This is a genomic window from Chloroflexota bacterium, from assembly GCA_023475225.1.
Lineage (GTDB): Bacteria > Chloroflexota > UBA6077 > FW602-bin22 > JAMCVK01 > JAMCVK01.
In genome coordinates this window covers 1-20,825 of sequence record JAMCVK010000042.1, presented here as the reverse complement: position 1 = coordinate 20,825, position 20,825 = coordinate 1, and the positions used below count along the sequence as shown (strand labels likewise).

The 20,825-nt window shown below is 54.8% G+C and carries 20 protein-coding genes and 1 tRNA gene; 5 read left to right on the top strand and 16 right to left on the bottom strand.

Going from position 1 to position 20,825, the window contains the following annotated elements:
- Nucleotides 1–52: 52 nt before the first annotated feature.
- The 12 genes from M1136_10905 to M1136_10850 all read right to left on the bottom strand — a co-directional run bounded on the left by M1136_10905 (nt 53) and on the right by M1136_10850 (nt 13,038).
- Entirely contained in the window at nt 53–919 is an 867-nt protein-coding gene (locus M1136_10905) for a xanthine dehydrogenase family protein subunit M (GenBank protein ID MCL5076135.1), read from the bottom strand.
- A gap of 65 nt (nt 920–984) precedes the next feature.
- Nucleotides 985–2,361 (bottom strand): monomethylamine:corrinoid methyltransferase, encoded by a 1,377-nt coding sequence (locus tag M1136_10900; GenBank protein MCL5076134.1) that lies wholly within the window; start codon nt 2,359–2,361, stop codon nt 985–987.
- Between the two features lie 134 nt (nt 2,362–2,495).
- Nucleotides 2,496–3,446 carry an ABC transporter permease gene (locus M1136_10895; GenBank protein ID MCL5076133.1) on the bottom strand — a complete coding sequence of 317 codons (951 nt, stop codon included), beginning with the start codon at nt 3,444–3,446 and terminating at the stop codon, nt 2,496–2,498.
- Nucleotides 3,447–3,448: 2 nt separating this feature from the next.
- Nucleotides 3,449–4,504: an ABC transporter permease gene (locus M1136_10890; GenBank protein ID MCL5076132.1), complete on the bottom strand. Its 1,056-nt coding sequence runs from the start codon at nt 4,502–4,504 to the stop codon at nt 3,449–3,451.
- Nucleotides 4,498–6,042 (bottom strand): ABC transporter ATP-binding protein, encoded by a 1,545-nt coding sequence (locus tag M1136_10885; protein ID MCL5076131.1) that lies wholly within the window; start codon nt 6,040–6,042, stop codon nt 4,498–4,500. The genes M1136_10890 and M1136_10885 overlap by 7 nt, the downstream gene beginning before the upstream one ends.
- 166 nt (nt 6,043–6,208) lie before the next feature.
- Nucleotides 6,209–7,282, bottom strand: coding sequence for a BMP family protein (locus tag M1136_10880; GenBank protein MCL5076130.1), 1,074 nt, complete (start codon nt 7,280–7,282; stop codon nt 6,209–6,211).
- A gap of 130 nt (nt 7,283–7,412) precedes the next feature.
- A complete protein-coding gene (locus M1136_10875; protein MCL5076129.1) occupies nt 7,413–8,486 on the bottom strand; it encodes an ABC transporter substrate-binding protein in 1,074 nt (357 codons plus the stop codon).
- A gap of 131 nt (nt 8,487–8,617) precedes the next feature.
- On the bottom strand, nt 8,618–9,997 hold the full coding sequence (locus M1136_10870) for a monomethylamine:corrinoid methyltransferase (GenBank protein MCL5076128.1): 1,380 nt from the start codon (nt 9,995–9,997) through the stop codon (nt 8,618–8,620).
- Between the two features lie 9 nt (nt 9,998–10,006).
- Nucleotides 10,007–10,675 (bottom strand): corrinoid protein, encoded by a 669-nt coding sequence (locus M1136_10865; protein ID MCL5076127.1) that lies wholly within the window; start codon nt 10,673–10,675, stop codon nt 10,007–10,009.
- Nucleotides 10,676–10,735: 60 nt separating this feature from the next.
- On the bottom strand, nt 10,736–10,900 hold the full coding sequence (locus tag M1136_10860) for a hypothetical protein (protein MCL5076126.1): 165 nt from the start codon (nt 10,898–10,900) through the stop codon (nt 10,736–10,738).
- Between the two features lie 151 nt (nt 10,901–11,051).
- The gene (locus M1136_10855; GenBank protein MCL5076125.1) at nt 11,052–11,693 is read right to left on the bottom strand and encodes a response regulator transcription factor; all 642 of its coding nucleotides are present in this window, start codon (nt 11,691–11,693) and stop codon (nt 11,052–11,054) included.
- Nucleotides 11,694–11,799: 106 nt separating this feature from the next.
- Nucleotides 11,800–13,038, bottom strand: a complete 1,239-nt coding sequence (locus tag M1136_10850; protein MCL5076124.1) for a GAF domain-containing sensor histidine kinase — start codon at nt 13,036–13,038, stop codon at nt 11,800–11,802.
- A gap of 192 nt (nt 13,039–13,230) precedes the next feature.
- On the opposite strand from M1136_10850, the gene M1136_10845 reads away from it, so the two are divergent.
- Both M1136_10845 and M1136_10840 read left to right on the top strand, forming a co-directional pair.
- Nucleotides 13,231–13,306, top strand: a tRNA-Arg gene (locus tag M1136_10845).
- 66 nt (nt 13,307–13,372) lie between these two features.
- The gene (locus tag M1136_10840; protein ID MCL5076123.1) at nt 13,373–13,768 is read left to right on the top strand and encodes a hypothetical protein; all 396 of its coding nucleotides are present in this window, start codon (nt 13,373–13,375) and stop codon (nt 13,766–13,768) included.
- Between the two features lie 21 nt (nt 13,769–13,789).
- Here the strand turns inward: M1136_10840 and M1136_10835 are convergent, their stop codons facing one another.
- From M1136_10835 to M1136_10820, 4 genes are all read right to left on the bottom strand, one after another.
- A complete protein-coding gene (locus tag M1136_10835; protein ID MCL5076122.1) occupies nt 13,790–15,652 on the bottom strand; it encodes a peptidoglycan binding domain-containing protein in 1,863 nt (620 codons plus the stop codon).
- 96 nt (nt 15,653–15,748) lie between these two features.
- Complete coding sequence (locus tag M1136_10830; protein MCL5076121.1) at nt 15,749–16,561, bottom strand: BtpA/SgcQ family protein; 813 nt, start codon at nt 16,559–16,561, stop codon at nt 15,749–15,751.
- A gap of 17 nt (nt 16,562–16,578) precedes the next feature.
- Nucleotides 16,579–16,812, bottom strand: a complete 234-nt coding sequence (locus tag M1136_10825) for a DUF3006 domain-containing protein (protein MCL5076120.1) — start codon at nt 16,810–16,812, stop codon at nt 16,579–16,581.
- Entirely contained in the window at nt 16,775–17,842 is a 1,068-nt protein-coding gene (locus tag M1136_10820) for an MBL fold metallo-hydrolase (protein ID MCL5076119.1), read from the bottom strand. Before M1136_10820 ends, M1136_10825 begins: the two co-directional genes overlap by 38 nt.
- 103 nt (nt 17,843–17,945) lie before the next feature.
- On the opposite strand from M1136_10820, the gene prfA reads away from it, so the two are divergent.
- The 3 genes from prfA to M1136_10805 are packed head-to-tail and all read left to right on the top strand — an operon-like array spanning nt 17,946 to nt 20,575.
- Nucleotides 17,946–19,028, top strand: coding sequence for a peptide chain release factor 1 (gene prfA, locus M1136_10815; GenBank protein ID MCL5076118.1), 1,083 nt, complete (start codon nt 17,946–17,948; stop codon nt 19,026–19,028).
- The gene (gene prmC / locus M1136_10810) at nt 19,029–19,928 is read left to right on the top strand and encodes a peptide chain release factor N(5)-glutamine methyltransferase (GenBank protein MCL5076117.1); all 900 of its coding nucleotides are present in this window, start codon (nt 19,029–19,031) and stop codon (nt 19,926–19,928) included.
- Nucleotides 19,925–20,575: an L-threonylcarbamoyladenylate synthase gene (locus M1136_10805; protein ID MCL5076116.1), complete on the top strand. Its 651-nt coding sequence runs from the start codon at nt 19,925–19,927 to the stop codon at nt 20,573–20,575. The genes prmC and M1136_10805 overlap by 4 nt, the downstream gene beginning before the upstream one ends.
- The last annotated feature ends 250 nt before the right edge of the window (nt 20,576–20,825 follow it).

Here is a 20,825-nt window from a genome sequence, read left to right as displayed (position 1 = left end):
GGTGTTATCTCCTGAAAAGGGGCAAAACAGCCTATATAATCAACCGTTCTACTTAGAGCTTCATTTGAGCCGATTCCCAGGCTTGGCTGAGCGCCCGTTTCACTAAGACCTTAACCATCGCTCGGCGGTAAGTGGCAGAGGCACGAATGTCGCTTATGGGACGGGATTCCTCCGCCGCCACTTCACCAGCCATCTCCAGGACATCATCATCGAGCGACCGACCCTCAACCACCTCCTCAGCCCGTCGCGCCCACAGCGGCGTGGGAGCAACAGCCCCCAGGGCTATTCTCACCCCCCGACAGACCCCCTCCTGTACTCTCAGGAGAGCAGCCACTCCCACGATGGCCAGATCCATCGCCCGCCGCGGTCCAAGCTTCAGATAGACGCCCGCTGTTCCGGGTGGAAGATCACTCACATAAATGGCCGTAAGTAGCTCCTGGGGCTCTAGGATCGTCGCCCCTGGGCCACGGAAGAATTTCTCCAAGGGAACCACTCTTCTCCCAGACAGGCTGGCTATCTCAACGCTGGCATCCAGGGCGAGGAGGACAGGAGCCATGTCCGCTGACGGTGCGGCGCGGCAAAGGTTACCCGCCACTGTAGCAATGTTCCGCACTTGCGGCGAGCCCAAGCAGTGTGCCGCCTGAGCGAGCATAGCCCAGCGCCTCTGGATAAGGGGCAAGATCTCCACTGCACCAACGGTGGCGAGGGCACCTATGCCTAACCCACCAGCTGCAGGCTCGATTCGACCGAGCCCTGGAATGCGCTTAAGGTTGACGATGTAGGGAATAGTCAGGCGACCGAGCTTGAGATCGACCAGCAGATCGGTCCCGCCAGCGAGGGGCTTCGCTTTTCCTCCATACTCAGCAAGCAGCGATAAGGCTTCCTCGAGGCTATGGGGCTCCAGGCATTCGAAGCGCACCGTCCTCCTCCGCCGAATTGCTATAAAACCCCAGACGTTCACTCCTCCCGATCGGCAAGTACGATCTAAACGAGCGGGATTCCGAGCGCGACCATCTCCTCCTTGACCTCCTCATAGAGCCCCTGCCACTCGCTGTTTGGTCGCATCGTTCGCATATCATACACTTCAGGGAAGACCTTACCCTTGGGCTCTTGGGGTAGGTCATTGATATATTTAGGAACAGTACGTTTGACGATCTCATTGACCTGCTCTCTACTCATACCAGCTATGGCATGCCCCACCTCACCATTAAAGCGGGATTCCAGGCCGCTAGAATGTCCTCTATACTTGCCACAGGTCGCCCTCACACCCATCAGTCGCGCCGCTCCAGAGCAGGTGCCCATAGCAGCCACCGCCGCACACTCATAGAGCAGCGTCTTCGTGCCTGGTCCGCCGACGGGGGAGGTCAAAACATCGATCATCAGATTTGTATGGCCGGCCAGGGCTTGGGTCGCTAGGCTCATCGCCCAGAGCGTCTCCGGGCCAGTGTCGTTGAGATTGAACGGATGGGTTGGACACATCGCATGGGAGGTGGCCATATAGGCCGCTTGAATCAAGAGCATGCCCGCTACCGTGCTGATAGCTGCACCCTCCGCGCCACCGGGGAGACCCCCATAGATGGCATTATAGAAGCCGTGAATAACGCATTGTGTTCTCACCAGATGGGCAATCTTGGAGAGGAGGGCATAGTTGGTCTTGAGCTCGCTAACGACGGCCACCTGATGCCAATCATACTGGCTGAACCCACTATAAGAAGAGGCCGAGATCTCCCCAATCTCACTGGGGGCATTCTCTACACAACCGATGGCGATCCCTGGCCGACCAGCCATGCTGACCGCTAGTTTACAGAGCTCAAGCTCTCGCCAGGCGACCATCACTTCCCAAGGGGAGTGGGTGCGGGGGTCCCGACCATAACAGGTCTCAAGTGTTCCATTGATTACAGTGTCCACGATAGGCTCCAGGGCATGGCTATGCATGATGGGCACAAAGAGGTCTTCAGGTAAGGTTTGTCCCAATGGCCCCCCGATGATTGTGGGTGGATGCTTATCCTCAGGCACCCGTTTCCGCACGATGTGGCGGTCAAGGTGCTCACCGATGGGCACTTCGATTGGGGCATGGCGGGCATAGCGCAATAGCTCCTCGCGCGTAAACACAATCCGTCTGCCCGTATCAGTGCAGTAAAGCCCAACGTCAGCGGCCATCTTCAGTCCAGCCTCAAAAGCGCGATCAGCGAGCTCATTATCAGTGTTGACCAGGGTGACGCGGTCCCAATGGATGTTGAACTCCCGCTGTAGCCTTGGCACCTTGCCAGCGACCATCTTGAGGTCGAACTCCTTTTCGTCCATCACCGGCCCTGTCTCCGCTCGGTCAAGCACATCGAGCAACCTCACATTATTCCTCACGTCTAGTCTCCTCCTAAAATTGTTATGATTTTTAGGTAAAGTTCCCCTTATCCCTGTTTCAGAGATAGTACCGCTAATGGAGCCTCATTTTCCTTCTGTTCGATTGAAGATACTTCACCGCCGCTTGATTCATCTTAACCCTGCTCTTTTTCGTAAGGGACAGTTAGAGCTGCCGGTGGCACCGTCCTGCCCACCGCTCCTAATAACACCAGGATAGTTAGCAGATAGGGCACCATTATGAGAAACTCATAGGGAAGGATGGCGAAGCCAAGGGCCTGTAAGCGCATCTGCAGGGCATCGGCGAAGCCGAAGAGCAGCGCTCCCCCCAGGGCCCGAAACGGATCCCATTTGGCGAAGATGACTAAGGCGATAGCAATCCAACCACGCCCGGCAGTGACGTTCTCCACAAAGAAATGAAGCTGCCCCACCGTAAGGATAGCCCCTCCTAATCCAGCCATAACCCCTCCAAAGATGACTGCCGAGTAACGCACCAGGTAGACGTTGATTCCTACAGTATCGGCCGCTCTCGGATGCTCCCCTACTGCCCTTAACTTAAGTCCGATGGTGGTACGGTTAAGAGCGATCCAGGTCAGGGGGACCAAGGCAAAGACCAGGTAAACAAGAATGGTATGCTCCAGCAGAACCGGCCCCAGGATAGGGATCCTATCCAGAATAGGAACGTGGATGACCTCAAAACCCTGGATGCCTGGCGGGACCTTGAAGGCACCGAATATGCGGCGAAAGACGAACCCGCTCACCCCTTGTCCAAGAATTACCAGGGCGATCCCGCTGATCACCTGATCGACGCGCAGGGTGACGGTCAGAAAGGCCATCAGCAATCCCATCAATCCACCGGCCAATGTGCCAATCAACAGCCCCAGCCAAGGATTACCCGTAATATAAGTGGTAACGAAGCCACCGATCGCCCCCATGAGCATCATTCCTTCAAGACCCAGGTTGAGGACACCTGATAACTCAGCGAAGATCTCCCCCAGAACAACGACCAGCACCGGCGTAGCCAGACGGATAGTCGAGGCGCTCAGCCCTATCAGAAAAGCCTCTGTGAGTAGCTTTGACCAATCCATATCTATCTCCTTCGCCGACGGAGGGCCTCAGACCCCAAAACGAAGATGACCACCAATCCCTCTATAACATACACCAGGTTCACAGAGAGCCCAACCACGCGCTGCATGGCGTCTGCTCCCACAATCAACGCCGCGAAAAGGAAAGCGGCGAAGAGAACACCAACAGGATGGAGACGTCCCAAAAGGGCCACGACGATAGCTGTGAAGCCATATTGCGATGAGATATAGGCCGTCAGGCGATATTGCACACCAGCCACCTCAATCATTCCGGCCAACCCAGCCAGTCCCCCACTCAGGACCATCGCTAAGATGATGTACCTGGCTACGTTGATTCCCGCATAGCGAGCGGCCTGGGGACTAATGCCTACCGCTCGAATCTTGTATCCGAGCACCGTTTTCCAGAGCAGGATGTAGACCAGGGGCACACAAAGCAAGGGAACAACGATGCCCAGATGTAGGGAGCTCTTGGGAATCAAAATCGGTAGCTGGGTGGCTTCAGGGATATGAGCCGTCTCCGGCAGGTAGTACTGGGGATTTTTTAGGGGTACGCGGACTAGATAACTGACAAAGAAAAAGGCAACATAATTTAACATCAGTGAGGTAATGATTTCGCTCACTCCAAACTTAGCTTTCAACGCGCCGGGAATCGCCCCCCAAAAGGCGCCCGCCAGGAAGCTGATCACAAACATCAAGAAAAGAAGCAGAAGCCCCGGAATATCGCTGAAGGTGAGCGCTAGCCAAGTAGCAGCCAGGGCGCCTATATACAGTTGTCCCTCCGCACCGATATTCCACACTCGACAACGGAAAGCGATGGTCAGGCCAAGTCCGATCAAGAGCAGCGGTATCGTTCTAACTAATACCTCGCTCAGGCTCAGTGGGCCACCAAAAGCAGCCAGAAAGAGAGCCCTGTAAGCTGCTAGTGGATTCACCCCTGACCCCAGGATCAGTAACGCCCCCATGCCCAGGGCTAGAATGATGGCGATAAGCGGGGAGAAAAGCCCCCTAAGCAATGAGACGCCCGGTAAATGAGCGGCTCTCGACTGAGTCGCCTTCAGCATCGTTCCCCTTCCTGCGGAGGAGTCGAGACTCTTCTGGCCCCAGCCATCATCAATCCAATCTCCTCAATATCTATGTGGTCAGAAGAGATGACGCCCATAATTCCCCCTTCGTACATAACAGCCACTCGATCAGATAGCATCAATATCTCATCGAGCTCCGTGGAGATGAGGAGCACCGCTGCCCCGCGGTTACGATGCTCTACCAGCTGTTGTTGAACGTATTCCGTAGCTCCTACGTCCAGCCCACGGGTGGGCTGGACAGCCACGATTAAGGAGGGGGAACGTGAGAGCTCACGGGCCAGGAGAAGCTTCTGGGCGTTTCCACCAGAAAGGTTTCTGGCCAGTACGGAGATGCTTGGTGTGCGCACATCATATTGAACGATCAGATTCTGGGCATGCTCCTCAATAGCACTTTGATCAAGGAATAGCCCTTTAGCAAAAGGGGGCTTATCTAGAACGCCAAGGATGGCATTCTCAGCCAAATCGAAATCCATAATCAAACCCATCTCATAGCGATCCTCAGGGATATGCGCTCCTCCCAGAGCGATAAAGTGCTGCGGGGAGCCACCAGTTATGTCCTGTCCATGGAAATAGATTCTTCCGCTGGCCACCTCTCGCAGGCCGGTGATTGCTTGCGAAAGCTCCCGCTGCCCGTTGCCATCCACCCCAGCGATACCCAGAATTTCTCCCCGACGCACGGTCAAACTGACATCCTTCACAGCAGGTAATCTCTTATCATTCAAAACGAGGAGGTCCTTCACCTCCAGAACTAGAGGCCCGGCCTCCAATGGTTTCTTGGCCAAGCGAGAGAGCATCTCCCGTCCGACCATCATGCGCGCCAGCCCTCGCTTACTGGCATCCGCCGTCTTTAGCGTCCCTACGACCTTTCCATCACGCAGGACAGTGACGCGGTCACTCACCTGCATCACCTCATCCAATTTATGGGTGATAAAGATGACAGAGTTACCCTGTGCGACCAAAGAACGCAATACCTGGAGCAGCTCTTTTACCTCTTGGGGTGTCAAAACAGCGGTAGGCTCATCAAGAATGAGCAGGCGGGCGCCACGATAGAGGGACTTAAGGATCTCAACGCGCTGTTGTTGTCCGACAGATAGTTGCCAGATCCTGGCCTCTGGGTCTACAGACAAACAATATTTGGTGGCCAAATCGCTGATCCTCTTCGCCACCAGACTTGAATCATCAAGGAACGGTTCACGTGAGGATTTGAGAGCAAGGACGATATTCTCAGCTACGCTGAAGGGAGGGATGAGCATGAAGTGTTGATGCACCATGCCCATACCCAGATTAATAGCATCTTTGGGTGAATGCAGAACGACCCGCTGTCCATTAATATATATCTCGCCCTCATCTGGTTGATAAAGCCCATAGAGGATGTTCATCAAGGTAGTTTTGCCGGCCCCATTTTCGCCGAGGAGAGCATGTACCTCGCCCGCTTCTACTGTGAAATCGATATGATCGTTCGCCAGCACACCAGGAAACGCTTCGGTGATCCCTGTCATCCGGACGATTGTAGACAACCTATCTCCTCATTCCTATCAGAAGGGCATTCGGAAATGCTTCTCGACCGCTGAAATCCCGCCTCCCCTGGCCAAACACCCATATTGGTAGCAATCTGATCAGGCGATGGGGGGGTGGAAGGTCGCCCCCCCATCGCTGAGCCCCTATCCGAGCAGGTCAGTGCCTCTACTTCGGGATATAGGGTACCTCGAACTTTCCGCTGACGATCTGTTGCCGCACCTCTTCGATCTTCTTCTTCGCCGCCTCCGGAACCTTGTCCTCAAAGTTGCGGAACGGCGCCAGTTTAAGAGCACCCTGGGCGACACCATAGCTATAGTATTCGCCCTTGAAGTTCCCCTCCTCCACATCCTTGGTCATCTGGGCGAAGAGGGTGTACAGATCCCAGATCATGCTGGTAACGACTGTGTTAGGAGCGATGGAATATTGGTCACCCACATAGCCAACAGCTAGAGCCCCCTTCTGCTGCGCAGCCTTTATGGCCCCGATGATTGGGCCCTCACCACAGCCGATGAAGAAATCTACTCCGTTCTCGATCATACCCAGGGCCACCTCCCGTGGCTTACTGGGATCTACCCACTCACCCACATAGTTGTCAAAGAGCTGCGCCTTGGGATTGACGCTCTTCGCCCCAGCCTCGAAGGCCTTCGCCTCGGCGTGGCATACTGGGATATCGAAACCGCTGATAGCCCCAATCTTGCCCGTCTTGCTCATATAGCCAGCCAGGATCCCCACCAGATAATAAGCCTGATAGAAGGGTTGATCATAGTCGGCTACGTTGGGCGCCGTCTTATTGATCCCACCAGCCCAAGCGAACGCTGTCTTAGGATAGTCCTTGGCTACCTTGAAGGTGGCATCGCCATAGCCAAAGCTGTGCGCAATAATGAGGTTATATCCACTATTAGCGTATTCGCGTAGGACCCGCTCAACGTCGGCATCACTGATGCTCTCCGAGTAGGCGATCTCTACACCCAGCTTCTGCTTAAGCTCCTTCAAGGCTTCGTAGGCCTGTCCATTCCAGGAAAGGTCAGTCGTCGGTCCTGTCAGAATCAGGGCCACCTTGATCGGCTTCTTAACCGGCGCTGGATTCGGTGTTACAGCCGTTTTGATATTGGAGCCGGGGGCAGCTGCTTTGGTCGGCGTCGGTGTAGCCGCCGGTGTGCAGGCCGAAAGGACCAGCCCCAACATCAAGATAGTCACCAGACCAACAAAGACCTTCTTGTGCCTCAAGGGGAAAGTCATATTTGTTCCTCCTTTCTTGTCAACCGTATTTGTCTCGCCTGTAACTGAGGTGGCGACCCTCGCAATTCGTCTCACCAATACTTTTGCTCTCACCCCCATTCAAGAGTGAGCCCCACTGGCCCGGAGGCTATCACTTCTTGCTCAGAAATTCGTCGGTATAGAGATCATCCAGCGGCACCTCCGTCTTCAGTCCGAAAGCGCTAGTCATGATATCGCGCGTCGCCTTCATCATCGCTGGGGACATGTAACCGAGCCCACTCTTCTTAGCTTCATCGGTCATCGCCAGCTCCTTCACGATGGCGATCTCGGCTTTTCCCGTCTCCGGATCTACCTCTGGATGATACTTCCGCAGGATATCAATGGCCTCATCAGGATGATCAAAGGCGTAGGCCAGTCCCTTCATCGTGGCCTGGACGAACCTCCTGGTCACATCAGGATTTTGCTTTATGAAAGACTCCGTGGCCATGAGGCCATTGCCATAGAAGGGAAGGCCGTAGTCGTAGTAGGGCATACTTTTTACCTTGAGCCCCTTAGGGGCTGACAGCTTCTCTAAAATGGGCTTAGCGGGCAGGTATTCAGTGATGATCTCCGCCTGTCTGGCCAGAAAGAGGGGCGTCTTCGTGGCCGGGTCGACCAATTTCCATTGAACTTTGTTAGCATCTATACCGTTCACCTTGGCAAAGGCGGGGAAAATGGCCATTATGGCATCCCCAGCTCCGCCAGTGATCGTCCTTCCCTCCAGGTCCTTGGGTGATTTGATCCCGGTGTCTTCGTAGAAGAAGAGCGTGTGTGCAGCCTTGCCGTAGACGACGGCCAGAGCCTTCACCTTGACCCCCTCATTAGCTCGTGCTACGACGAGGGAGCCGATGTCGCCAAAGGCGAACTGGGCCTTCCCGGCCGATAGACGCTTTATGGCATCAACCGAACCGTAGCCCCGCACGATGTTGACAGCCAGGTTAGCATCGGTGTAAAAGCCCTTGTCGAGGGCTACGAAATAACCTGCATGCCGCCCATACACGACCCAGTCAAGGGCAAAAAGTAGCTGCTGTGCCTTCGCTGGCGTTGGGGAAGGGGACGGGGGCACCGCTGCGGCGAGAGAGGTCGGGGTCGGAGCGGGCGCGGCTGGCTGACAAGCCGCAGTAAAAGCGAACACAAACATCAAAGCCACTAGGACAAGCAAGGATCGAGGTAGACCTGAACCCATCTGAACACCTCCATACACTGAAATGCGTTCTTTAACTCTTGGGTAATAGCCGGGGAGGGAGCCATGCCACCTTCCCGGCTATTACTCCCACACGATGGGTATCCCTAGCAAGCCGAAGAAAGGGTATATGCCTATTTTTTGAAGGGGATTCCTATCTTTCTTAGCTCTTCTTTCACCTCCTCATAGATACTTTGCCACTCTGGAGTTGGCCGGAGCGTGTGCATATCGTAGGCCTCATCGAAGCGCTTCCCTTTCGGCTCCTTATCCAGGTAGTCCACATATTTCGGGATGAGTCGCTTCACTATTTCATCAGCCTCCCGTCTGCTCATGCCGGCCACAGACTGCCCGACTTCGCCACTGAATCTAGCCTCTAGCCCGCTGGAATACCCCTGATATTTGCCAGCCGTCGATCTGACAGCGAAAACGCGACTTGTCCCAGATACGGTGATCGCAGCCGTGATCACGGCCGTCTCGTAAAGAAGAACCTTGGTGCAAGGACCACCGACTGGTGAAACGAGGACATCGGTTAGCAGATGGGTATTACGGTTGATGGCCTGCTGCGCCGCGCTGATGGCCCAAACTATCTCGGGGGCGGTATCTGACTCGAAGAAGGGATGGGTGGGACAGATCGAATGAGTGGTAGTCATGTAGACCATCTGCATCAGCATGATCCCGGCTACGGCCGTGATGGCCACCCCCTCGGCACCACCGGCGTAGCCGCCAAAGATAGGATTGTAAAAGGTGTGAATTATACAACCTGTCCGCACCAAATGGGCTATCTTGGCCAAAAGGGCATAGTTGGTCTTCAACTCACTAACCATAGCGACCTGATGCCAATCGTAGGGACTGAAGCCACCATAGGAGCTGGCTGATATCTCTCCTATTTCACTGGGAGAAGTCTCGACGCAGCCAATGGCCAGCCCAGGACGACCGGCTCGGTTTACCGCCGTCTTGGAGAGCTCTGCCTCATGCCAGGCAACCAGCACCTCCCATGGGGAATGGGTCTTGGGTTCTCGGTTATAGACTGTGAGCAGCGTCCCATTGATGATGGTATCGACAATAGGCTCCTGAGCGTAGCTCTGCATTATGGGCAGAAAGAGCTCTTCTGGTAACGTTTGCCCGATGGGACCACCGACCACACCGGGGGGAACCCTATCCTCTACCTGCCTCTTGCGCACCGTACACCGATCCAACCCCCGGCCAATGATGAGCTCCTGCGGAGCAAATTCCAGGGCATCCAGGATCTCCTGGCGGGTGAAGGTGATACGTCGACCAGTGCTGGTACAGAGGACACCAACATCAGTGGCCAGGCGCAGACCGGCCTCGAAGAGGCGATCGGCCAGGGCATCATCCAGAAGGATACTGCTCTGCCGGTCGTAGCGAATGTCGAGCTCCCGTTGCAGTTCCTTTAACTTAGCCGGCAACAGTTTGCGGTCGAATTCGGTCTCGTCGATGATCGGTCCATTCTCAACACGATCGAGAATATCCAATAATCTCGTGTAGTTTCTCATCTTTGGCCCTTACCCTCGCTTCTTGCTTCCCACTAATTCACGACACACGCTCACCGCCTCAGCGGCATCTTTGCCATAGCCGTCAGCCCCGATCCGCTGAGCCCACTCCCGCGTCACCGGACCGCCACCCACGACCACTCGGTACTCATTCCTTTCCCTAGCCCCCTCCAGGAAGGAGATTACATCCTTCATAAAGGGGGTGGAGGTAGTGAGCAACGAGGAAATAGCAATGATGTCAGCCCTCACTTCCCGCGCCTTGCTTAAGAAGGCAGCCGTTGATACGTCCACTCCCAGGTTGTAAACCTTAAAACCACTGACCTCCAGCATCGTGGCCACCATATTCTTACCTATATCGTGCACATCACCCTGCGCCGTTCCAATAACTACCTTCCCTTGCGAGGGCACTGAACCCTTCTCTTTAAAGATGACCGGCTCCAATACCCGCGTGATCCCCTTCACCACATCAGCCGAGAGCATCATCTCCGGCAGAAAGATCTCTAGTCGCTTAAATTTGTCCCCAATCTGTTGCAAGGTAGGGGTTATGCACTCCTCAAAGATGTTGCTAGGGCTTAACCCCGCCCCTAAAGCCTGCTGGGCGAGATCCCTCCCGCGTTGTTCGTCTCCATCCATGATAGCCTGGGCAAGGGAAGCCAGGATCGCGTTAGCTGAAATGACCATCTCTCCTCCTTAAAATATACATATCCTGAACACAAGGCACATCACAAACGGCTTTAAGGGCTATTTACCCGAATCAGATTGCAGGATCATCTTCCGCAGTTCGCGCAGATCCTCTCTGATAGCTTCAATCTCCTCCCTATGCAGCCTTTCATAGGCTTCCAGCTGCTGCTCCAGGCGGAGAATCTTGTAGGCGGGCTTAAGTTCTTCCTCAGTGGACTTGTCCATCTCGCCCCATGACCACGTCGACGCCGATCGTCAGGTATTGACGTCTATTAATATCTTTATTCTCAGAGGCAAGGTCAAGGTCTAAAAGTATCAATTCCTGACCCTAATGGACTCAATTAAGAGGAAGTTATAGAGGAGGGAGAAACGTAGGCTAGATAAGTCCTCGCCGTATCGCCTCAGCCACCGCCTGAGCACGATCGGCCACGCCCAATTTGCGGTAGATGTCGATAGTCTTGCGTTTGACGGTGGCTTCACTCCAGTACTGTCTTTCGGCGATCTCTTTGTTGGTAGCACCAGCGGCCATACACTGTAATATCTCTATCTCTGCATCCGTCAAGCCGGCCTCGTGCTTAGCCGCTTCCTTGGCCAAGGACTCAAAGCGCTGCAATACTCCATTGATCAGACCAGGACTGACCAGGCGCTCACCGGCATTAATAGCACGAATGGCCGCGGCTAACTCCTCAGGGCGCGTATTCTTCAACATATAGCCGTGAGCTCCAGCCCGCAAGGCGCCCAACAGATACTCTTCTTCATCATAGGTGGTTAGGATAAGAACCTTCGCCTCCGGACATAAACGACGAAGTTGCTGGGCTACCTGAACACCATTGCTGCCGGGTAGGCGAATATCAAGCAGGATGACGTCTGGTTGTGTGGCGCAGGCGGAGCGCACCGCCTGCGGCCCATTCTCTGCTTCACCAACCACCTCCATATCACTATAGCCAGCCAACATGCTCCGTAAGCCCTGGCGGATGACCGGGTGATCATCTACCACTAAGATACGGATTGTTTCCATCTTTATCAGCTTCCTCCGCGAGCCTTAGGAAAAGGACCTAAGCAGGGCTAGTTCTGTCTCTAGAGACAACCAAGCCAGATTGTAACGGCACTAGGAGGTCTGGGATTTAAGACCCAGCACAAGCTCGTTCAGTGGGGATAGTGATCACTATCTTAGTGCCGCGGCCGACCTCTGAATCAATCCCCACTACGGCCCCAATGCTCCCCGCCCGTTCTTTCATTCCCGCCAGACCCAGGTGCTCGCTGCACGTGGTCATCTCCCTATTTTGGGCAAAGCCTTTACCGTCATCTTCTATCGTAATGCGTAGCATCTCTGGTTCGAATTCGAGGATAAGACGGACAATGGTCGCATCGGCATGTTTGCGAGCATTGTGGAGAGCTTCCTGTATGATACGATATATGGCGACCTCGGCCGGGACCGCAAGACGGTGAGGGGCACCACGAACCTCAAAACAATAGTGAGGGCCGCTAGCCTCAACAAAACCTTGCATATACTTTTGTAGAACGGGCACGAGTCCCAGCTCATCCAGGGAGGGGGGACGCAAATCGAATACAACCTGTCGCATCTCGGCCAGGGATTGATCCAACAAAGCGCGGGCACTGGCCAGCCTTTGCCTGGCCACCTCTGGACCGGAGAAAAGGCTCTGCTCCGCCGCTTGCGTCTCATAGAGGGCGCCAAGGATCAGCTGTGTAACGCCGTCATGTAAGTCAAGGGCTATACGTCTGCGCTCCTCCTCTTGAACAGAGACCGTTTTGGCCAGAAGCCGCCGCAGCTGAACCGCTTTACGTTTCAGCTCCTCTTTGTTACGGGACAGCTCCTCGAAGAGTCGCGCATTCTCTACGGCGATAGCCGCCTGATTAGCAAAGGCCATCAGGATGCGTTGCTCCTCAGCTGAGAAACTACCGCTTGCATCCTTATTGGCCACCTGAAGCACACCGACCACCTTTCCCCTCGTTTGCATAGGGACGGTCAGGGTGTTGACGATGAGATGGGAGAGAGAGGACTTGACCTCGAAATGGGGATCATGTGTGGTGTTGGAGATGAGCAACGGTTCGGCGTGCTGGGCTACCCAGCCGATGGTTCCCTCGCCGAGGGAGAATTCATAATGAGGCCAGTGCGTCTCCGCACCCCAGGCCGCAGCGGCTTCGAGCCGACCAGCACTTTCATTCAGGAGATAGACACGGCTCGTCCCGGCGCCTACCGCCTCGGCCGCCTTCTCAGCGATTACAGGAAGGATCTCCTGCAGATTAAGAGAGGAGGTAACGGCCTGCGTTGCTTGAAGGAGGGAATCGATCTCTCTCAGCCTCTTGTGCTGCTCAGCACTCTCTTGCGAGTCTACGATCATTGCCCTCTCCCACCTTAACACATAGGTTAAAGACTATCCAACTTCCGTACTGCACACCAGGCTGAACGTGTGCTGAATCTGTAATATAATATAGCAGGCCCTATCCACCCTGGCAAGGCGATGGGCTAACGTAACTGCCACCCGCACGTTTGCGTTCTGTTCTATCTTATGTTATATTTTTAGTGGGCAGGGGCCCCCTTAGCTCAGGTGGATAGAGCGCTGGCCTCCGGAGCCAGGTGCGGGCGTTCGAGTCGCCCAGGGGGTACCATTTTATTTTCAAGGAACATTTCAAGGGCAGCAAGCGTCTATAAAGTGAATCTATCCAGGAAAGGTGATGATGGAGGTGCGTGGCTTAATGATAGCCCTGCTTGGTCTAACCTTACTGCTCCTTGGTTGCAGCGCAACCCCCGCATCCGGAGGACAAGGAGCGGGTCAATCTGAAGAGCCAACACCCAAAGATGCCAGCATCCCCCCGGGAGCAGAAGCCCTGGTGCAACTGGCTAAGGAGGATCTATCCAAAAGATTGGGGCTCTCAGTCAGTCAGGTAATGGTGGCTACTGTGGAGGAGATCGATTGGCCAAGCACAGCCCTCGGCTGCCCTGAGCCGGGGAAGGTGTATGCCCAGGTGATCACACCAGGATACAAAATTACCCTCACTACAGCCAGCAAGCTCTATACCTATCACACCGACCGCAGTAAGCGGGTCATCCTCTGCCAAAAGGGGGATTAGCGCTGGCTAAGAAGTGATCCTTCACGGCTTCTTTGTTCCCACCAGCACCACATTCCGCGAAGGTCTGTACTCGCTGACAAAGGTGTGTTTATCAACGACCCGGCCACCCTGCAACACAGTACGCACGATAGTCGCCTTGAAGCCGTCCTCCGCATGTTCGACATAGATTTTCTTGCCTTCCGGCAGCGTTGGGTCTGGCTGTTCGATTAGATTGGTGTCGGCCTTCACCACATTCTCGATCTTCGGTTCCTCTACTCTAACCTCCCAGTTGGGCTTAACACCATACAAGGCAAAGGCCAAGTTCTTGCCATCAGTCCAAGACTGGACCAGGACGTAATTCCCCGTATTGTTCTTAAACTTAAAATCCAGGGCATAGACGAGATTGCCATTCTTATCATAGGTCTGATCAATGGTGGCATCGAGTCCCTTCAAGCCATGGGGTGGCCACCCATAACGCGGTATCCAGTAGAAGTGCCAACTGCGCTCGACGACCGGGTAACCCGCCCAAAAGACAGTATGAAAGAGCGTCGTCGCCACCTGGCATATGCCCCCACCCTCGGAGGGAACCGTTATGGCATTGCCATCCTGCTGGGTAATGGCGTAGCCAACTTTATAACCCGTCCTCTTGCTTACCTCACCGACCTCTTTGTTAAATGAGAAGACATCGCCAGGGGCGAGGACGATGCCATTTAACCTCGAGGCGGCCAACTCGATGTTGTAGTTGCGCTCCGCGAGAGCACCCGGAAAGCCATACTCGGTACTCGTCTCCAGGATCAATTCTTTAATCCCCAGCCTATCCTTATCCTCCGAAGCGATCTTGGGCCTGATGACCGTTACGGGCAACTCGAGCGTATGATTGTCGCTGGGGGCCTGAGCTTTTATCTCCTTCACCGTCGCCGCCACATCGAGCCTCAATCCATCAGCCCCCTCGCGGATGACGCTTAGGCGGCCTTTGTTGAAGGCCAGGCGGGCATCCACTGGCTCCCGATTGATCTCCTTAGCCAGGTTCTCGGCCAGTTTCCGAAGTCGAATCTCATCCAACTCTACCGTTAACCCTTTCACTTGGCCGTCCTCTTTCCTCTCCCTGAAAAGGAGCCACGAAGCCACCTCTTTTCGCTCGATGGTCCAGGTCTGGTTACGGAAGCGCAGCTGAAGAGGGGTGGACAGGATCTTCTCAGCCAGACCTTTCGCCTCTGCGAGGTCGCTTTCAACTAGGCTGGGGGGGTTCTCCTCCACCACCAGTTCTATGTTCTGCGGGGAAAGTGACAGGAGTGATTCCTCTATAATCTTGGCCATCTTATCGATGTTCAGCTTCCGTCCAGCCTGCGCCGGCGTCACCTTTACAGAGAGGTCCGGCTGGATAGTGAGTGAAGCGTTGATGGTCGGCTGATCGATTTGTTCGGCCAGGCTGGCTAAATAAGCCTTCTGGGCCATCTTGTTGAAGGAAATAGCCGGTTGAATAACTGTGCGCCCGAAGCGCAGAGCATCCAACTGAGCGAGTAGCCGGCTGAGTGGATCACCACTGCGTCCTACGCTATAAGCATCCTGCACGGTGCGCTCCACATCGAAGCGAAAGCCCAGCTCGGCAGGAGTCGTCTCCCATCGCTTTGCTCCGTAGGAAAGGGTGATGGGAATGCGGGCGTAGCGGTCAAAATGGGCGATGAGGGCAGCTTGTGCCTCCTCCCGTGTGTAACCGCCAAGGTCAAGTCCAGCGGCCTTAACCCCCAGGAAAATATGATTAGCATAAGTCCATTGATACATAAGGATAGTGGCCATGGCAAAGATGGCAATGGTGGCCACCACCAGTCTAACCACGGAGAACGGTCCGTAACTTAGACCTGAAACAAGGTTCTTCCCAGAGGAGGAGTGGTTCGTCTCATTCATTGGCACTGACTCTCAGCAGAGATGACAAAGATGTGTCGCAATTATAATCTAAAGAGTTCCCAAAAGCCACGATTGTCCACACTTTTTGGACAGGAACTAGGTCAGCTCTTTCACGGCACGCACAAATTGCCTGGTGAGCTCCAAATCCACCAGATTACTCATATCTCCCCCTCTTTTCGCTCCATAGCCGAAGATAGCCCCATCGGCATAACGCATTAAATCAACATTGGCGATGGTCATCCCACTGCCAAGGATGATTGGCCGATCAGGGACTGCTCTCCTGACCATCTGGATATCTTCCCGACGTGGGGGATCTGGGGTCTCCTGTCCAGACACGATGATGGCCTCGGCCATCCCGCGATAAGCCATATCCCTGGCTACAACATCGAGGGGCCTGGGGGCAAGAGGAGCACCGTGCTTGGAGTAGAGGTCAGCAAATATCTTGACTCCCTGGGCACCCAAGAAGTTTCTATATCTGGTCGCCAGGTGGGCTGCCCCGCTGATGACGCCTTGATCAGTAACCAGGGCATCGGTAAAGACATTCAAGCGGACGAACCCTCCCCCAATCACCGAAGCGATAGCCATGGCCGATTTCCAGGAATTCCTGAGCACGTTTATCCCTATCGGGAGAGAGATAGTCTTTCTGATCTCGTGAGCGATGAGGGTCATGGAGGCGACTGTCTCTGGCTCCGTCGTCTCGGGATAGAAGGGATTGTCATTGAAGTTTTCAATAAGCACACTGTTCACCCCACCCTCTTCCAAGGTTCTGGCCTCCTCTAGTGCTCTCTCCAACACCTTATCCAGGCTTCCAGCATATCTGGGTGAACCGGGCAGAGGCTCTAAATGTACCATGCCGATGATAGGCTTTTCCGCACCAAACATCTCTCGGAAACTGGCTATGTAGTCCATAAGATCGGCCTCCTCTCTCAAGACTCAGTAAAGATATCCTTCAGAAGCTCTTCCGTCCTGCCTCGACGACGCTTCGTATCCTCATCATCAACGGTTATCCGGAGAACGATAGCTGAGCCCTCCTTGGCCCCCGGCGGCAGCTGGCTGACTGGCCAAATCAATTGCTGCTCATCGTCAAGAACGATGACAGCCCATTTCCCCTCCTCAAAGCGGTCAATTACCCCCCGCAGTCCGCCAATAGATTTGCTCATGCGCCGTCCCAGACCCTTTCTCTCTCTCACCCTCATTTGAGGCCGATTTTGGCCGTTCCTTACGGCCTGCCTGTCCTGGGAAGTGGGCCGAGGTATCCTTGATCATCCGCGACCCCCCTTTCCCTGGCTCAATGGTAACATGTGCGCCATCAGTAATGACCGTAAGCGTGCCCTGTTGGTCGGTGCGGTAGATTGACGCCCCATAGCGCTGTAGTCTAGCTATCGCTTGACGGTGAGGATGCCCGTATTTATTATCCTTCCCCACCGAGATGAGGGCATAACGCGGCCGCGTGGCAGCCAGGAACGATTCGCTGGAGGCATTATAACTACCGTGATGGGCCACTTTCAAGATAGTGCAAGGCGAAAGCAGGCCCTCGGCGAGCATTTTCTCCTCTGCCTCTTTCTCCGCATCGCCCATCAAGAGGATACTGATCCCTTCATAAGTCAAATGCAAGACAACCGAATTGTTATTCTCCCCCTCAAATAGCTTTTCAGGTGGATTGAGAATGACAGCCTTTACTTCCGGGCCCAGCTCCAGTGTTTTCCCCTGACGCGCCCGTAGGGCCGTGATCTTCTTATCGCGAACGAGCCTCAGAAATTCTTGATAGGCCTGGTTGATGCTCACCTGCCCTGTGAAGACCGCCGTTCCCACCATCATTCGTTCAAGAACAGTAGGCATGCCTCCCACATGGTCCTGATGAGGATGGGTCAAGACGACGTAGTCCAACCTCCCGATACCATGTTGAGCCAGGTAGGGCAGAATCACGCGCTCGGCGATGGCGCGACTATCACCGGCGTCGACCAGCATCGTCCGACCAGAAGGGGACTTTACAAAGATAGCATCACCCTGTCCCACATCGAGGACAGTTATGCTGAGCTGTCCCTGCGGTAGGCCCGTCCCGGCGGGCGGGGGCGATGTCGGAGACCATCCCGAGCCACAACCAAGGGGCAGAAGAAGGATAACGAACAGGAGAACAAGAAGGATTATCGCCGTCTGGATCTTGGCCAATGGCCCACTTCGTCTCTGCATAAGGCTAGTTTACACCATGCGCAGCTGTTTAGGGAAGGTGCGAAACCCAAATTTTTGTTATAATGTTAATAGATTACCATTCACCTTTGAAGCGAGTAGGAAGATGGCAGTAATCGAACAACTGGCCGAATTGGAAAAGAAATACGACGAATTGACCACGTTAATGAGCCAGCCTGAGGTCATCTCCCAACCCATCCAGCTGCAAAAGCATGGTCGGGAGAAGGCAGCCCTCGAGGAACTGGTCAGCAAGTACCGCGAGTATAAGGTGACAACGAAGAGCCTCGAGGAAACAAGGGGGATGCTGGATGATGGTTTGGATGAGGAATTGATCGAGTTGGCCAAGGAGGAGCTGTCTACCCTCAAAAACCGCCAGATGCAACTGCTTGAAGAGCTCAAGACCCTCCTGCTGCCAAAGGACCCTAACGACGAGAAGGACATCATTATGGAGATTCGGGCTGGGGCCGGAGGAGAGGAGGCCGCCCTCTTCGCGGCCGATCTCTTCCGGATGTACAGCCGCTATGCTGAACGGCAGGGCTGGGATGTAGAAATAGTCAGTGCTAATCCCACCGGTCTGGGCGGCTTCAAAGAGATTATCTGCGAGATCAAGGGCAAGGGGGCCTACTCACGCCTCAAATACGAGAGCGGCGTGCATCGGGTACAGCGCATCCCGGTTACCGAGGCTGGCGGCCGTATCCATACCTCTACTGCCACCATAGCCGTGCTGCCTGAGGCAGAGGAGGTCGATGTCCAGATCGATCCGGATGAGCTCCACATCGATACGTTCTGTTCTGGGGGTGCTGGGGGGCAAAATGTCAACAAGGTGAATACGGCTGTCCGTATCACTCACCTGCCTACAGGGATGGTCGTCACCTGCCAGGATGAACGTTCTCAGTTAAAGAATAAACTGAAGGCTCTAGCCGTGCTGCGGGCACGTCTCTACGACTTAGAGCAACGCAAAAAGATGGAGCAGGTGAGCCAGGCGCGGCGTTTGCAAGTGGGTAGCGGAGATCGCGCCGAGAAGATCCGCACCTATAATTTCCCTCAGGATCGCTTGACCGATCATCGCATCGGTCTGACATTACACCGTCTGCCGAACATTCTTGAGGGCGAGCTCGATGATTTGATCGACACCCTGATCGCTACAGATCGAGCCGAACAGCTGAAAGAGAAGGGGTTGACCGACTGAATGCCCTCAACAGTCCACAATATCCTCCCCGAAGGGGCCCAGCCCCCACCTACGATCGGGCAGATGGTGCGCTGGGCCGCCCATTTACTGGCCGGCGTCTCCTCAGATAATTATCTGGAGGCTGAGGTCCTGTTGAGACACGCCTTACATCTGAGCCGAACCCAATTATATTGTCAGCCGAATCGGCTGTTGACTCCCCTTGAGCAGCAGGCATCTGTCCAGCTGATAGACCGTCGCCTGAGACACGAGCCCATCGCCTACATCACCGGGGAAAAGGAGTTCTATGGACTGACCTTCTACGTTGATCGCTCCGTCCTTATCCCCCGTCCCGAAACAGAGCACCTCGTGGAACAGGTGTTGGAAACCGTGGCAGGGGAGGAATACGCCCATACGCCTCTCCTCATCGCTGACGTTGGGACAGGTAGCGGGGCGATAGCCGTCAGCCTGGCCGTCCGTTTATCCTCGTCCCGCATCTACGCCATCGACCATTCCGCAGAAGCTATCGCCGTGGCCAGGCGCAATTGCTACCAGCACGACGTGGCTGATCGGGTAACTCTCCTAATCGGCGATCTCCTTGCCCCTTTGCCAGAGCCAGTGAACATCATCGTGGCCAACCTCCCCTATATCAGAAGTGATGAATTGTCCAACCTGCCCACAGAAATTCGGGCGTTTGAACCACCCACCACCCTGAACGGTGGACCAGATGGACTTGAGCATTACCGTCGCCTTTTTGCCGTCGCCCCGCTCTACCTGAAGGCGGGAGGCATGGTCTTCGTGGAGATTGGGGCAGGGCAAGCCTCAGCTACTATCCGCCTAGCTGAAAGTCATTTCCCTAAGGCAACCATCGCCGTAAGCAAGGACTACTCCGGCATAGAGCGGATCGTTAGCGTGCGGACATGAGCAGAAACATAACCACAAAGGTTCTAAAGGTTGACGACCCCATAGCCTTAAGGGAGGCAGTGGAGATCTTGCAGGCAGGGGGACTGGTCGCCTTCCCCACGGATACCGTCTACGGACTAGGGGCACACGGCTATCAGGACAAGGCCATCGAACAGATTTACAGGGTTAAGGGGAGGGAGAAGAGCAAACCTATCCCACTACTCCTGGCCAAGGCTGAAGAGATAACTTTGGTGGCTCAAGATGTACCGCAATCCGCCTGGCGCTTAGCCGGGCGTTTCTGGCCGGGTGGTCTGACTCTTATCCTGCTCAAAAGACCAAACGTACCAACTGCCGTTTCACCAGGACCAACGGTAGCAGTGCGCGTTCCAGACCACCAGGTCGCTTTGCGTCTCATCACCGCCCTCCAGGCACCACTAGCCGCGACCAGCGCCAATCGCTCCGGTATGGCCAGCCCGACTACAGCAGCCCAGACTTACAGCCAACTGGTCAGAAGGATTCCCCTCATCCTGGATGGTGGCACTTGCCCCCAAGGGACACCCTCAACTATCCTGGATCTAACCCGGGAACCACCCATTGTTCTCCGTCAGGGTACTATACCTATCGCTGCCCTCGAGGAGGCTGTCGGACGAAAGATCAGGCTTCTGTAGGGCATATAAAGAGTGGCCCACAAGACTCAATCCCTGTTCTTCACTACCATAGCCTCACAGAACGCGAAATCGTAGACCTTTTTTCATTTCGTTCGAAAACCCTGTTGTTGTCCAGTGAAAATTTCACCCTAATTGTTCAGTGATTTTGTCACCATTACCTGCCTACGCCAAGGATGATTAGCTGCAGGCCGCCAAGGACTGGCCTTAGTTGCCTTCGGCAGCGAAACTGGCTTCTCATCCTTTTTGAGTG

Coding starts and splice junctions, on each gene's coding strand:
- M1136_10895 (MCL5076133.1), bottom strand. CDS start 3,446: ATGGATTGGTCAAAGCTACTCACAGAGGCTTTTCTGATAGGGCTGAGC.
- M1136_10890 (MCL5076132.1), bottom strand. CDS start 4,504: ATGCTGAAGGCGACTCAGTCGAGAGCCGCTCATTTACCGGGCGTCTCA.
- M1136_10880 (MCL5076130.1), bottom strand. CDS start 7,282: ATGACTTTCCCCTTGAGGCACAAGAAGGTCTTTGTTGGTCTGGTGACT.
- M1136_10875 (MCL5076129.1), bottom strand. CDS start 8,486: ATGGGTTCAGGTCTACCTCGATCCTTGCTTGTCCTAGTGGCTTTGATG.
- M1136_10870 (MCL5076128.1), bottom strand. CDS start 9,997: ATGAGAAACTACACGAGATTATTGGATATTCTCGATCGTGTTGAGAAT.
- M1136_10865 (MCL5076127.1), bottom strand. CDS start 10,675: ATGGTCATTTCAGCTAACGCGATCCTGGCTTCCCTTGCCCAGGCTATC.
- M1136_10860 (MCL5076126.1), bottom strand. CDS start 10,900: ATGGACAAGTCCACTGAGGAAGAACTTAAGCCCGCCTACAAGATTCTC.
- M1136_10855 (MCL5076125.1), bottom strand. CDS start 11,693: ATGGAAACAATCCGTATCTTAGTGGTAGATGATCACCCGGTCATCCGC.
- M1136_10850 (MCL5076124.1), bottom strand. CDS start 13,038: ATGATCGTAGACTCGCAAGAGAGTGCTGAGCAGCACAAGAGGCTGAGA.
- M1136_10840 (MCL5076123.1), top strand. CDS start 13,373: ATGATGGAGGTGCGTGGCTTAATGATAGCCCTGCTTGGTCTAACCTTA.
- M1136_10835 (MCL5076122.1), bottom strand. CDS start 15,652: ATGAATGAGACGAACCACTCCTCCTCTGGGAAGAACCTTGTTTCAGGT.
- M1136_10830 (MCL5076121.1), bottom strand. CDS start 16,561: ATGGACTACATAGCCAGTTTCCGAGAGATGTTTGGTGCGGAAAAGCCT.
- M1136_10825 (MCL5076120.1), bottom strand. CDS start 16,812: ATGAGCAAATCTATTGGCGGACTGCGGGGGGTAATTGACCGCTTTGAG.
- M1136_10820 (MCL5076119.1), bottom strand. CDS start 17,842: ATGCAGAGACGAAGTGGGCCATTGGCCAAGATCCAGACGGCGATAATC.
- prfA (MCL5076118.1), top strand. CDS start 17,946: ATGGCAGTAATCGAACAACTGGCCGAATTGGAAAAGAAATACGACGAA.
- prmC (MCL5076117.1), top strand. CDS start 19,029: ATGCCCTCAACAGTCCACAATATCCTCCCCGAAGGGGCCCAGCCCCCA.
- M1136_10805 (MCL5076116.1), top strand. CDS start 19,925: ATGAGCAGAAACATAACCACAAAGGTTCTAAAGGTTGACGACCCCATA.